This window comes from Rheinheimera sp. MMS21-TC3, assembly GCF_032229285.1.
GTDB lineage: Bacteria > Pseudomonadota > Gammaproteobacteria > Enterobacterales > Alteromonadaceae > Alishewanella.
This window is the reverse complement of record NZ_CP135084.1, coordinates 1,890,983-1,905,342: the sequence shown is the minus strand read 5'-3', so window position 1 is coordinate 1,905,342 and position 14,360 is coordinate 1,890,983. Positions and strand designations below refer to the sequence as shown.

11 protein-coding genes are annotated in these 14,360 nt (G+C 41.4%); 10 read left to right on the top strand and 1 reads right to left on the bottom strand.

Annotation, left to right across the window (positions count from 1 at the left end; genetic code table 11):
• The first annotated feature begins 33 nt into the window (after positions 1-33).
• The 10 genes from prpC (at position 34) to RDV63_RS09335 (ending at position 13,221) form a co-directional block, all read left to right on the top strand.
• Complete coding sequence (gene prpC, locus RDV63_RS09380; protein ID WP_313909238.1) at positions 34-1,161, top strand: 2-methylcitrate synthase; 1,128 nt, start codon at positions 34-36, stop codon at positions 1,159-1,161.
• Between the two features lie 57 nt (positions 1,162-1,218).
• Positions 1,219-3,807, top strand: coding sequence for a Fe/S-dependent 2-methylisocitrate dehydratase AcnD (gene acnD / locus RDV63_RS09375; protein ID WP_313909237.1), 2,589 nt, complete (start codon positions 1,219-1,221; stop codon positions 3,805-3,807).
• A 314-nt stretch (positions 3,808-4,121) separates the two neighbouring features.
• Positions 4,122-5,309, top strand: coding sequence for a 2-methylaconitate cis-trans isomerase PrpF (gene prpF, locus RDV63_RS09370; protein WP_313910401.1), 1,188 nt, complete (start codon positions 4,122-4,124; stop codon positions 5,307-5,309).
• On the top strand, positions 5,309-5,695 hold the full coding sequence (msrB, locus tag RDV63_RS09365; RefSeq protein ID WP_313909236.1) for a peptide-methionine (R)-S-oxide reductase MsrB: 387 nt from the start codon (positions 5,309-5,311) through the stop codon (positions 5,693-5,695). Before prpF ends, msrB begins: the two co-directional genes overlap by 1 nt.
• A 135-nt stretch (positions 5,696-5,830) precedes the next feature.
• Positions 5,831-7,282: a glyceraldehyde-3-phosphate dehydrogenase gene (locus RDV63_RS09360; protein WP_313909235.1), complete on the top strand. Its 1,452-nt coding sequence runs from the start codon at positions 5,831-5,833 to the stop codon at positions 7,280-7,282.
• A gap of 221 nt (positions 7,283-7,503) precedes the next feature.
• Complete coding sequence (locus RDV63_RS09355) at positions 7,504-8,631, top strand: M14-type cytosolic carboxypeptidase (protein ID WP_313909234.1); 1,128 nt, start codon at positions 7,504-7,506, stop codon at positions 8,629-8,631.
• Between the two features lie 128 nt (positions 8,632-8,759).
• The gene (locus RDV63_RS09350) at positions 8,760-9,086 is read left to right on the top strand and encodes a zinc ribbon domain-containing protein (protein ID WP_313909233.1); all 327 of its coding nucleotides are present in this window, start codon (positions 8,760-8,762) and stop codon (positions 9,084-9,086) included.
• A 3-nt stretch (positions 9,087-9,089) separates the two neighbouring features.
• The gene (locus tag RDV63_RS09345) at positions 9,090-9,371 is read left to right on the top strand and encodes a YeaC family protein (RefSeq protein WP_313909232.1); all 282 of its coding nucleotides are present in this window, start codon (positions 9,090-9,092) and stop codon (positions 9,369-9,371) included.
• A complete protein-coding gene (locus RDV63_RS09340) occupies positions 9,361-12,051 on the top strand; it encodes a DUF349 domain-containing protein (RefSeq protein ID WP_313909231.1) in 2,691 nt (896 codons plus the stop codon). Before RDV63_RS09345 ends, RDV63_RS09340 begins: the two co-directional genes overlap by 11 nt.
• Before the next feature lie 123 nt (positions 12,052-12,174).
• Positions 12,175-13,221, top strand: coding sequence for a cysteine synthase A (locus tag RDV63_RS09335; protein ID WP_313909230.1), 1,047 nt, complete (start codon positions 12,175-12,177; stop codon positions 13,219-13,221).
• Positions 13,222-13,274: 53 nt separating this feature from the next.
• Here the strand turns inward: RDV63_RS09335 and ansA are convergent, their stop codons facing one another.
• On the bottom strand, positions 13,275-14,294 hold the full coding sequence (gene ansA, locus RDV63_RS09330) for an asparaginase (protein WP_313909229.1): 1,020 nt from the start codon (positions 14,292-14,294) through the stop codon (positions 13,275-13,277).
• Positions 14,295-14,360: the final 66 nt, after the last annotated feature.

Sequence of the window (14,360 nt, the reverse complement as noted above, 5' to 3'; positions counted from 1 at the left end):
ATATTGACTAGTAAAGAATACGGAGACAACAGAATGACAAATGCAAAAAAACTTACCGGTGCGGGTCTGCGTGGTCAAGTCGCAGGGAAAACAGCGTTATCTACTGTAGGTAAAACCGGCTCAGGCTTAACTTACCGTGGTTATGATGTAAAAGACTTAGCTGCAAACTGTGAGTTTGAAGAAGTCGCTTATCTTATTTTAAAAGGTGAATTACCTACAGCGTCAGAATTAGCGGCTTATAAAAAGAAATTAAAAGCTTTACGCAGCTTACCGACAGCTTTAGCTGAAGTATTAGAGCGTATTCCGGCATCAGCTCACCCAATGGACGTAATGCGCACCGGTTGTTCAATGTTGGGTAACTTAGAAACTGAAGCGAGCTTTGAGCAACAACAAGATGCGACAGATCGTTTATTAGCTATTTTCCCAGGCTTAGTTAACTATTGGTACAACTATAGTCATCATGGCAAGCGCATCAATGTTGATACCGATGCAGACTCTATTGCTGAGCAGTTTTTATGGACTTTACACGATAAAAAACCAGAAGCATTACATGTTGAAGTGATGCAAGCATCACTAATTTTATATGCTGAGCATGAGTTTAATGCCTCTACCTTTACCGCTCGTGTTTGTGCTTCAACCTTAAGTGATATGCACTCTTGTATTACCGGTGCTATTGGCTCATTACGTGGCCCATTGCATGGTGGTGCTAATGAAGCGGCTATGGAGTTAATTGAAAAAATGGCCAACCCAGACGATGCAGAGCAAAAATTACTGGGCATGTTAGAGCGTAAAGAAAAAATTATGGGCTTTGGCCATGCTGTTTACTCTGAGTCTGATCCGCGTAATGCTGTTATTAAGCAATGGTCAGAAAAGCTAGCAAAAGCCAATGGCGACACAACCTTATATGATGTTTCAGAGCGTTGTGAAGCCGTTATGTGGCGCGAGAAAAAATTATTTTGTAATGCTGATTTCTTCCATGCGTCAGCCTATAACTATATGTCGATTCCAACTAAGTTATTTACGCCTATTTTTGTTTGTAGCCGTTTAACCGGCTGGGCAGCGCACGTAATGGAACAACGTGCTGATAACCGTATTATTCGTCCAAGTGCCGATTATATCGGGGTAGAGCCACGTAGTGTTAAAGCCTTAGCTGAACGATAAGACAGCTTGGCTTAATTACGTAGATAGCTTTAAACAAATTAAATACAGGTACTTATTATGAATAGCGAATATCGCAAGCCACTACCGGGTACGACATTAGACTATTTTGACACCCAAGCGGCCGTTGATGCCATAGAGCCGGGTGCCTATGCCAGCTTACCTTATACCTCTAGGGTTTTTGCTGAAAATTTAGTGCGCCGCTGTGATCCAGAATTATTAACCGACGCTCTAAAACAATTTATATACCGTAAAAACGATTTAGACTTTCCGTGGTTTCCAACCCGAGTAGTTTGTCATGATATTTTAGGTCAAACCGCTTTAGTGGATTTAGCTGGGTTACGTGATGCTATTGCCGCTAAAGGCGGGGATCCGGCCAAAGTTAATCCGGTTGTGCCAACGCAATTAATTGTCGATCACTCTTTAGCAGTAGAGCATGCAGGTTTTGAAGCCGATGCCTTTGATAAAAACCGTGCTATTGAGGATCGTCGTAATGACGACAGATTCCACTTTATTAATTGGACTAAAAAAGCTTTTAAAAATATTGATGTTATTCCACCTGGTAATGGCATTATGCACCAAATTAACTTAGAGCGTATGTCGCCGGTTATTCATGCTGTAGATGGCGTAGCCTATCCAGATACCCTAGTAGGTACAGATAGCCATACCCCGCATGTTGATGCCTTAGGTGTTATTGCTATAGGTGTAGGTGGCTTAGAAGCTGAAAGCGTTATGCTAGGTCGTGCTAGCTGGATGCGTTTACCTGAAATCATCGGGGTAGAGCTAACCGGTAAAGCACAGCCAGGCATTATGGCAACTGATATAGTGTTAGCCTTAACCGAGTTCTTGCGTCAGCAAAAAGTGGTTTCTAGCTATCTAGAGTTTTACGGTGAAGGTGCCACAAGCCTAAGTTTAGGTGACCGGGCAACAATATCGAATATGACACCAGAATACGGTGCCACAGCAGCCATGTTTTATATTGATCAGCAAACGCTAGATTACTTAACCCTAACCGGACGTGACGCCGAGCAAGTTAAGCTGGTTGAAACTTACGCTAAAACAGCGGGTTTATGGGCAGACAGCCTAAAAACAGCTAAATACGAGCGGGTGCTTAAGTTTGACTTATCTTCGGTTGGCCGCACTATGGCTGGCCCGTCGAATCCCCATGCGCGATTAGCTACTTCAGACTTAGCCGCTCGCGGTATTGCTGCTAGTTATGTGCAAGAAGAAGGTAAAATGCCAGATGGTGCTGTTATTATTGCGGCTATTACCAGCTGTACTAACACCAGTAACCCACGCAACGTTATTGCCGCAGGATTAATCGCCCGTAATGCTAATGCTAAAGGTTTAACCCGTAAAGAGTGGGTAAAAACCTCTTTAGCACCAGGTTCAAAAGCGGTACAGCTTTATTTAGAAGACGCTAAATTATTACCAGAACTAGAAAAATTAGGTTTTGGTATAGTCGGCTTTGCTTGTACTACTTGTAACGGTATGAGTGGTGCCCTTGATCCTGAAATTCAAAAAGAAGTGGTAGAGCGTGATTTATATGCCACAGCCGTATTATCTGGCAACCGCAACTTTGATGGCCGTATTCATCCTTATGCTAAACAAGCCTTTTTAGCTTCACCGGCTTTAGTGGTCGCTTATGCAATAGCCGGCTCTATTCGTTTTGATATCGAAAAAGATGTTCTAGGAATAGATAAAGACGGCAACGAAGTGCGTTTAATTGATATTTGGCCAAGCGATGAAGAAATTGATGCGGTGGTAAAACAAAGCGTTAAACCAGAGCAATTTCGCAAAGTGTACGAGCCAATGTTTAATGTTGCTGTAGATTACGGTGACAAAATTGATCCTTTATACGACTGGCGCCCTCAGAGTACCTATATTCGCCGTCCGCCATACTGGGAAGGCGCACTTGCTGGCGAGCGTAGCTTAACAGCTATGCGGGCCCTTGCCGTGTTGGGTGACAATATCACTACAGATCACTTATCACCATCTAACGCTATTATGTTAGACAGTGCAGCAGGTGAGTACCTGCATAAAATGGGCTTACCAGAGGAAGATTTTAACTCGTATGCAACCCACCGTGGTGATCACTTAACGGCACAACGGGCTACCTTTGCTAATCCTAAGCTGATTAATGAAATGGCAGTGGTTGACGGTAAAGTGCAACAAGGCTCGTTAACGCGCTTAGAGCCTGAAGGCAAAGTGATGCGGATGTGGGATGCCATTGAAACCTACATGCAGCGCAAGCAACCGTTAATTATTATTGCCGGTGCCGATTATGGTCAGGGTTCTTCGCGGGACTGGGCGGCAAAAGGGGTGCGTTTAGCCGGTGTTGAGGCTATTGCCGCTGAAGGTTTTGAGCGAATTCACCGCACTAACTTAGTTGGCATGGGTGTATTGCCGCTGCAATTTAAGCCAGGTACCACGCGTGAAACCTTGCAGTTAGATGGCACCGAAACCTACGATGTTATTGGCGATCCTAAGCCACAGGCTGAGATGACGTTATCTATTCACCGCAAAAACGGTGAAACAGTTAATGTACCAGTGTTATGCCGTATTGATACCGTAGAAGAAGCCTCGATTTATGAAGCTGGCGGTGTATTACAGCGTTTTGCCCAGGACTTTTTACAAGGTGCTGTTTAAAAGCTAAGGTGTGTTTGGTTTCGGTTAAGAACCTAGAATTAGCAAGGTAGAGTCGACGTCTTTTTTATGTCAGCACAGGCTGTCTGAAGGTGCGCTAGCACCTGAGTTCCTGTGATGAGCTAAAATAGATTGTCGGCTCGGACTTTCCCGTTACTTAGTAAGGCGTACCAATTGCTACGGTTACAATTCCACGAAAAAGCTTGGCCCAGTAACTCGCTCGCTGTGAAGCGCTCACTCAGACATCCTAGGCCAACTTTTTATGGATTCTAACCTTCGGACTCTATGACTATTAAAAGTTAATTAAAAGATAGGTGATTATGAGCGCTCCACAAATTAAAATACCCGCAACCTATATGCGTGGTGGCACCAGTAAGGGTGTGTTTTTTAAATTAGATGACTTACCAGCCAGTGCCCAACAAGCTGGCGCGGCTCGTGATAACTTATTATTACGGGTAATTGGCAGCCCAGATCCTTATGCTAAACATACTGATGGTATGGGCGGGGCAACCTCTAGCACCAGTAAAACGGTTATTTTAAGTAAAAGCAGCCAGCCAAATCACGATGTAGATTATTTATTCGGCCAAGTTGCTATAGATAAGCCCTTTATTGACTGGAGTGGTAACTGTGGCAATTTAACGGCAGCCGTTGGCTCTTTTGCTATTAGTAATGGCTTAGTTGCCGCAGATCGCATTCCAGAGAATGGCGTTTGTATTGTGCGTATTTGGCAGGCCAATATTAAAAAAACGATTATTGCCCATGTGCCTATTACCAATGGTGAAGTGCAAGAAACCGGTGATTTTGAATTAGATGGCGTTACCTTTCCCGCGGCAGAAGTACAAATAGAATTTTTAGACCCAGCCGCTGACGAAGCAGACGGCGGCGGTGCGATGTTTCCTACCGGCAACCTAGTTGATGATCTAGAGGTGCCAGGTGTCGGTAACTTTAAAGCCACGCTAATTAATGCTGGTATTCCAACCATTTTTATTAATGCCGCCGATATTGGCTATACTGGTGTTGAATTACAAGATGTTATCAATAACGACACTAAAGCCTTGGCCATGTTTGAAACTATTCGTGCTTATGGTGCGCTGAAAATGGGCTTAATTAAAGACGTCTCAGAAGCGGCAGCACGCCAGCATACGCCTAAAGTCGCTTTTGTTGCACCCGCAACAGGCTATGTTTCATCTAGCGGTAAACAGGTTACAGCAACGGATATTGACCTAGTGGTTAGAGCATTATCTATGGGCAAGTTGCATCATGCCATGATGGGGACTGCAGCCGTTGCTATTGGCACAGCTGCCGCTATACCAGGCACCTTAGTTAATATTGCAGCCGGTGGTGTTGAGCGTGAAGCCGTACGCTTTGGTCATCCTTCAGGTACATTACGAGTAGGAGCCGAGGCAAAGTTAATTGACAATAATTGGCAAGTAACCAAAGCCATTATGAGCCGTAGCGCTCGAGTGTTAATGGAAGGCTGGGTACGAGTGCCTATGGGGGTATAATGAAAAAAACAGCAGCTGAATGGCAACAGCAGTTAAGCGCTGAGCAGTATCGCGTAACCAGATTAAAAGGCACAGAGTCCCCCTTTACAGGGGAATTGTTAAATAATACCAAAGACGGCACTTATCATTGTCTTTGCTGTGGTGCGCCGCTGTTTTCATCCACAACTAAGTTTGATGCCGGTTGTGGTTGGCCCAGCTTTTATCAGGCGCTTGAAGGTAAAGTGAATTACCTCACTGATACTAGCCATGGTATGGAGCGGGTAGAAATTACCTGTATTAATTGTGATGCCCACTTAGGTCATGTTTTTACCGATGGTCCAGCACCAACGGGTGATCGTTATTGTGTTAATTCAGTATCTTTACAGTTTAAGGCAAGCAAAAATTAATAAATCGGTGCTAATGATTGGCGTAAAGATACAACATCCATTACAATATGCGCCGTTGAAATAGCTGCGGCTTTGGCCGTACAGGTTAAAAATGATCTCCGATTAATTCATTTTATTGACGTAAAAGGCCTAATAATGACTCTATCGCACGAAGAACAGTATCAAAAAAGCTGGCAGGAACGCCAGGAATTTGCCGAAAATATGCAACCAATTATTGGACGCTTATACCGTAATAAAGGTATAGAAGTAGTTGTATACGGTCGTCCTCTTGTTAATGCAACAACAATTGAAATTATTAAAGCACATAAAAGTGTTGAACGTTTTGAAGGGCAAAAACTGCGTCTACGTGAATGTTTCCCGGTATTAGAAGCTATTAGCAAAATGGATTTAGCGCCTGGCCGTATTGATATTGCTAAATTAGCCTATAGCTTTATTTATAAAAATGAAGATAAATCATTAAGCTTAGAAGCGTACTTAGAGCGTGAACTGGTAACTCTGTTAAACCAAACAGATAGCGTAAAAACTACTGATGTAGTCTTATACGGTTTTGGCCGTATTGGTCGCTTAGTAGCACGTTTAATGTTAGAGCGTTCAGGCCCTTGTGCTAAATTACGCTTACGCGCTATTGTGGTCCGTGGCGGTAAAAAGGGTGATTTAGAAAAGCGTGCTAGTTTGTTACGTCGTGACTCTATTCACGGTCCATTTAATGGTAGCATTACCGTTGATGAAGAAAACCAAGGCATTAAAGCTAACGGCACCTTTATTAAACTTATTTATGCTAGCTCGCCAGAAGATGTCGACTACACTCAGTACGATATTCATGATGCCCTTGTAGTTGATAACACCGGTATTTGGAAAGACGATACAGAATTAAGTATTCACTTTAAAAGCAAAGGCACAGGCAAGGTATTGTTAACTGCACCAGCTAAAGGCAAGGTAGCGAATATTGTTTATGGTGTTAACCAAGACATGATTTTACCTGAAGACAAAATTGTCTCAGCAGCAAGCTGTACCACTAATGCTATTACGCCGGTATTAAAAGCATTAAATGATCAATATGGTATCCGTAATGGTCACGTGGAAACTGTTCACTCTTATACCAATGATCAAAACTTAATTGATAACTATCACTCAGCGGATCGTCGTGGCCGTGCCGCACCATTAAATATGGTGTTAACTTCTACGGGCGCAGCCAGTGCAGTCGCTAAAGCCTTACCTGAATTAAAAGGTAAGTTAACCGGTAATGCTATTCGTGTACCAGTTGCTAATGTTTCAATGGCTATTTTGTCATTAAACTTAGATAAAGCTACCAACAGAGATGAGTTAAACGACTTCTTACAGCGCACATCGTTATTCTCTGAACTGCAAGACCAAATTGATTATACCAGCTCGACAGAAATTGTATCATCAGATCTAGTAGGCTCACGCTATGCCGGTGTAGTTGACTCGCAAGCAACTATCGTAGATGGTGATCGTTGTGTACTTTATGTTTGGTATGATAACGAGTTCGGTTACAGTACTCAGGTTATTCGGGTAATGAATGACATGGCAGGGATAAAATATCCAACCCTACCTGTAACCTGTTAAAACGCTATTTAATCGAAAAGCCGCTAAAAGCGGCTTTTTCTTTAATTATAAACTGATAGAATCAAGCGCAGTTACCTTCAAATTCATATAAATTATTTTAAAACTTTGAAATGTTTTTTATAAAGCAGCTATTGCAACGTTACTACAGGGTTATTAATAGCTATTTAACGATAATTTATAGTGACTTGCGCCATATTTCATCTTAAGTAAGGATAAACGACATGAAAATAACCAGTAATTTTGATAGTGGTAATATCGAGGTTATCAAAGCAGACAGCCCAGATAATATTCAACTAGCTATTCGTAAAGATAATCAATCAGAATTTTATCAATGGTTTCACTTTCGTTTAAGTACACCTCATGCTGAACCACATAAAATTATGCTGATGAATGCGGGTGGTGCAGCTTATCCAGATGGCTGGAAAGATTACCAAGCCGTAGCTTCTTATGACCGCCAAAACTGGTTTAGAGTAGACACAGAATATGATGGCCAGGTACTTACCATCAACCATTTTCCTGAAGCTGAGTCTTGCTATTTTGCTTATTTTGCCCCTTATAGCTACGAGCGCCATATGGACTTATTGCACCAATCACAAGCTGACTATAACTGTCAGTTAGTGGAGTTGGGTGAGACTTTAGATGGCCGTGATATGAGTATGCTTATTATTGGTGAACCAGCAGAAGGTAAGAAAAATATCTGGATCACGGCGCGTCAACATCCAGGCGAAAGCATGGCAGAATGGCTAATTGAAGGCTTAGTGGATCGTTTATTAGATGAAGATGATGGTGTTGCCAGAACACTATTAGACAAAGCTGTGTTTTATATAGTGCCAAATATGAATCCAGATGGCTCAGTTCGTGGTCATTTACGTACTAATGCGGTGGGAACTAACCTTAACCGTGAATGGCAAACACCTAGTATGGAAAAAAGCCCAGAAGTATTTTTAGTACGTAACAAAATGCAAGAAGTTGGCGTTGATATGTTTTTAGATATCCACGGTGATGAAAATCTACCTTACAACTTTGTTGCAGGTACAGAAGGGGTACCATCTTACAATTCTCGCATTGAGCAATTAGAAAATACCTTTAAGCAAACTTTAGTTACTGTGACGCCAGAATTTCAAACCGAATATGGTTATGATTTAGAAGCACCTGGTCAAGCAAATATGACCGTTGCTGCAGCTTGGGTGGGCGACCACTTTAAATGCTTATCTTATACGGTAGAAATGCCATTTAAAGATAATGCAAACTTGCCAGATGAAGCCACTGGCTGGTCTGATATCCGTTCAATGAAGTTAGGTCAAGATATGTTAATAGCAGTGTTAGCAGTAGTTGACGATTTACGCTAATTAATTGTCTAAATAGCGCGAGTTGTTTAATGCTTTTAGTGTTAAACAATTCGTCACAATTTTATTTGGCTTAATTTGTTGCAGTACCTAAGCAACCAGTATCTTATAAATTTACAGGTTAAAACAATATGGCAATTATTGCATGTCCATTTTGCGGGCGGAAAATATCAGATAAAAGTACAGAGTGTAATCATTGTAAAAAAGATTTAACGGCAATGACGCCAGAAAAAATGCACGCATTAGCGCGCGATAAACATTTTGATAAGGTACAAAGTTTAATTACGCAATCAATGTTGGCCTTAATCTTATTTCTATTAGGTTTTGGCTTATTGTATTGGTGGGACCCTGTCGCTGGTAGTTTTCAGCAGCTTATAGCTTATGGCTGTATCTTAGTGGGCTTTATTTGGTACATTATTACTCGTGGTCGTATATTACTGATAAAAAAGCGAAAATAACCAATGAATTTAAATGCGTTAATTCAGGCTATGACACCTGACACTTATGAAAAGCTAGTTCAGTCTGTAGAAACCAGACGCTGGGCAGATGGTACACTATTAACCGAGGCTCAATTAGCGCATAGCTTACAGCTAGTAATGGCATATCAGGCTCAAGTGTTAAAATCCGAAGAGTTGTTCACTATAGGTGCTGATGGCCAGATGATTCAAAAAACCAAAGCAGAATTAAAAAAACAATACGAACCACAGCCCTCTATTGCAAGGTTTTCACACGATGATCTTTAAACGTTTCTTTAAACCAAAGTGGCAGCATAAAGATGCCAATGTACGCCAAGCTGCAATTAATGAGCTTAATGTTGCTACACCGGTTCATAAAACCATTTTACATGAGCTTGCCTTTAACGATGGCTCTGAAGCCGTACGCCGTGTAGCCTTAACTAAGTTAAATGATTTTTCTCTATGGTGGCAAGCTAGCAAACACGATAATAGTGAACGATTACAGTTATTATCTGAGCAGCGTTTAATTGAAATGCTACTGCATAATCAGGTTGATACTAAGCTAAAACAGACCTTTATAACCCAATGTAACCGCAGCAGTATATTAGAGCAGCTAGCAGTAGCTGAAACTGATCCAACAATAAAATTTAACTTGTTACAACGCTTAAACAAGTTAGAGCTTTATACTCAAGCACTGCAAGATGAAATATTATCCCTAGAGCATAAACAGCATTTGTTAAGTTTTATTAATGATGAAAAAACGTTAGAGCGCTTATACAAACGTCTTGATGGTGAATTGCAGCAAGTTATTGCCGAAAAACTACAACAATTAGAGCAGCAAAAACAATTACCCATAACCTTACGTAAGCAACTGACTTTATTTTTATCAAAATATAATGCACTCCGTGACAGATACAGTGTTGCTGAGTTACCCAGCCAAATAGAACAATATCAACAAGAATGGCAAACACTGGCCAAAGATTTAGATTGTTTAGGTGCTGAGGCTGAAGTATTTAGTGACAAATACCAGAAAATTCAGCAACAGCTTCAACAATGGTTAGCACCACGTTTAGCTGAGCTAGCAGAAAAGCAAGCAGCTATAGCGGCGGCTGATGCTAAAGCAGCATTATTAGCAAGCTTAACTCAGCGCCTAACCAGTTTAGAGCAACAACTGCAAGCAGCCTTATTAACAACAGATCTTAGTGCTGCCCAGTTGCTTGAACAGCAATTAATAGAAATCGCAACCGAGCTACAAACTGCACAAGCACCAGCAGTTTTAACTACTAAGGTATCTAAGTTACAGCAGCAGCTAGAAAACTTGCCAGCACTAGTAGAACAGCTAACTCAGCTAACTCAAATTGTGGCCGATTGGGCGGCATTACCACTAGCTGCAGATACTGCAGCTGTTATGGCACTAGAGCCAAAGCTACAGCAGTGGCAACAACAGTGGCGCACTATAAGCAAAAAAATGGCTATTGCTGTACCAGAAAGCTTAGCAGAGGCTAAAAGCCAGCTGCAGCAGCAATGGCAACAGCTTATTAAACAGGCTAACATGGAAACCGATAAAACATTACGCCAGTGCCGAAGTAAAATGGCCCAGTTTAAGCGTTTATATCAAGCCGGTAAGTTTAATGTTTTATTTGGTTTAAGTAAGGGCATAGAGCAAGATTTTGGTCAATTATCAAACCAACAACAAGCCATGGTAAGTAAAGAGCTTGAGTATGTTCGGGAAAAAATTGCTGAGTTAGGTGATTGGCAAGAATATATTGCCACGCCACGCAAACAAGCTTTGTTAGCTGAAATGCAGCAATTACCTGAGCAAATCGCCGATAGTGATATTCATCAGCGTGCCGAGCAAGTTAAACAAGCTAGAGCAACTTGGAATAGTTTAGGTAAAGCGGCAGCAGAATTAGAACCTGAACTAAATGCTGCTTTTGATCTTGCTTGTGAACGGGCTTTTGCGGCTTGCCGAGTATATTTTGCTAATTTAGATCAGCAAAGAGCCGAGCATTTACGCCAGCGCCAAGCTATTATTCAACAAGCAGAACAAATTGATCTAACGGCTATAGAGTTAAAGCCATTAGAACAACTGCTAAATAACCTGCGCCAAGCTTGGCAACAAGCAGGGGCGGTAGATAAAGTGCAATATCAAGCCCTTTATCAGCAATATCAAGCAGCTATAAAACCTATTCGCCAGCAAATTACCAGCTTACAACAGCAAGTAGCTGAGCAAAAACAGCTGTTAATAGAACAAGTTAAAAATGCATTAACCCTAGACCAGCCTCAGGTGACAGCCACTATTTTAAAAGAAAGCCAGCAAAAGTGGAAAACCTTAGGTTCAGCAGCGCGTAAACAAGATCAAGCTTTATGGCAGGAATTTAGGCAATTATGCGATGGCTTCTTTAATAGCCGAGCTGAGCAATACCAACAACAGCAATTAGCCGAGCAAGCCGATAAAGAAGCTATGCAGCAGCAATTAGAACAATACACGGCTCAGTTGCAAGCAGCAGAAACTACAGTGGCAGTAGAAGAGGTGATTAGCCTATTAAACCAAACCGATAATCCGCATGCGCTTAAAGGCTTAATTCAAAAAGCACAGTTTAAGCTACAGCAAATACGCCAGCAGCAACAGCAAGCTGAGTTTAATGCTATGTTTGATTTACTTAGTTCAGCAGAGTTAGAAGCCACTGATTTACCGGCGCCGTATCGAGACAGCTTTAACAAGCAACAAGAGCAGCAATTTAGCCGGGAAGAATTAACCCTAGCACTAGAAATACTAGCCGACAAACCCTCACCAGAGGCATTAAAAAACCAAAGGCAACAAGTACAACTAGTGTTAATGTCTGAAAAACACAATCAAGGTCATTCACTAGAAGTACACGACTTACTGCACCGCTGGTTACAGTTTGGTCAGGTTAAAGATAATGAACAAGCCTTATTAGCCCGAGTAAAAGCGATATTTATCTAAGCTACACTTTTTATTAGTCTCAACATTTGTCAATAACATAAAATACCGGTGCCAAAACCACCGGTATTTTTTTCTAACACAACTACACTTTACCCATAAAAGTAACTTAACTAGGGTTTATTTATGTCAAAAATAAAAAACAATGTTACTGAGCTTATTGGTAATACAGATTTACTAAAACTAGAGTCATTATCTACTTTAACCGGTTGTAATATTTATATTAAATGTGAATTTCAGAACCCTGGTGGTTCGGTTAAAGACAGAGCTGCTTTACAAATAGTGAGCGATGCTGTGCAGCGTGGTGAGTTAAAGCCTGGTATGACCATAGTTGAAGGCACCGCTGGTAATACTGGGATAGGGTTAGCCCTAGTGGCAAAAGCGCTAGGGTTTAACATGTTAACTGTGATGCCAAAAGGCCAAACGCCTGAAAAAGAACGGATGATAACCTTACATGGTGCACAGCTTAAATTAGTTGACGCTTGTGGCTTTGCTAATGAAAACCATTTTTATCATACAGCTAGGCGTATTGCCGAACAAAACAGTGATTATTGGTGGGCCAATCAGTTTGAAAATTTAAGCAACTATAAAGCTCACTTTGCACATACTGGCCCTGAGATTTGGCAACAAACATCGGGTAAGGTTGATGTGTTGGTATCAGTCTGCGGCACAGGTGGCACTATTGCGGGTACATCAGCTTATTTAAAACAACAAAACAAAGATATTGATGTTTGGTTAGTTGATCCTGAAGGCTCAGGCATAGCACATTATTTGCAATATGGTGAGTACAAAGCAGCGGGTGGCTCTTTTACTGAAGGCATTGGTATTATGCGCCTAGTTGAAAACTTTAAAAAAGCCAAAATTGACCACGCTGTTACCTTACCCGACCAAGATTTAGTGACGATATCGCGTTATGTTCGTGATAACGATGGCCTAGTTTTAGGTAGTAGCTCAGCATTAAATGTTGCTGGTGCTGTGATGGCTGCAGTGCAGGGCAATACCGGCCGAAATATTGTTACCTTTGCTTGTGATTTAGGCGAGCGCTCATATTCTAAGTTGTATAATCCTGAGTTTTTATTAGAAAAAGGTATTAGTGAGCAATATGAAACCTTGCCAAATTTGCTAGACAGATATCGTAAAATGGCAGAACAAGTAGTAACAGTAGCTGTATAAGCGTTTAGTTCTGGCTAAACTTTAAGTGCAAATAGGTTTAGCCAGAGTTGATATTATGCTGAGGTAAGTTCACCGCGTAAGTTTTGCTGCATTTTCTGGCGTATTTGTTCTGCGGTTAAGGGCTTGCTTAGCAAGTAATGCAGTTTAGTTAAGGCTGCCTCTAAGGTCATATCAAAACCACTAATTACGCCACATTGTTCCAGCGCGCTACCTGTTGCGTAACCTTGCATATTAACAGTGCCTTTAAAGCATTGGGTGCAGTTAACAAGAATTAAGCCACGTTCGCTAGCTTCAGTTAATATTTTTAGTAATTCTGGCCGCTGCGGTGCATTGCCAACACCAAAAGATTTAATAATTAAAGCCCTAATAGGGCTGGCGGTCATATTTTGAATAACGTCATTACTAATACCAGGATATAAAGTCACCACACTAATAGGTTGCGGTACTATAGTGGCTACTTGTAATGGCGCTGAGGTTGGCTGATGTTGTAACTTACCTGCGATTAAATTAATTTTAATGCCCGCTTCAATAAGAGCAGGGAAATTAGGTGAGGCGAAGGCATTAAAGCCATTAGCATCAGCTTTCGTCGCTCTATTGCCGCGAAACAATTGATTGTTAAAAAATAAACTCACTTCAGCAATAGGATAATAAGCGGCTAAATATAATGCGTTTAATAGGTTAACTTGGCCGTCAGAACGCATTTGGGCTAAAGGTATTTGCGATCCGGTTACGATGACAGGCTTAGCTAGGTTTTCTAACATAAATGATAAGGCCGATGCCGTATAGGCCATAGTGTCAGTGCCATGCAAGACCACAAAACCATCATAGTCGGAGTAATGTTGGCGAATATCATCTGCTATGGTTTGCCAGTGCTCTGGTGTCATGTCTGATGAATCTATTACCGGTTCATATTCATGAATATGAAATAGCGGCATTTCATCCCGATAAAACTCAGGCATGTTTTTAACCGTGTCGGTTAAAAAACCAGGAACAGGAATAAAGCCTTGCTCGGAATGCTGCATCCCTATAGTACCGCCGGTGTAGGCAACATAAATTCGTTTTCTATTATTCATTTTATTACTTATAAAAATCAAAAAAATGCCCAGACATACTGGGCATTGTAAAACAGTTCAGGCTAA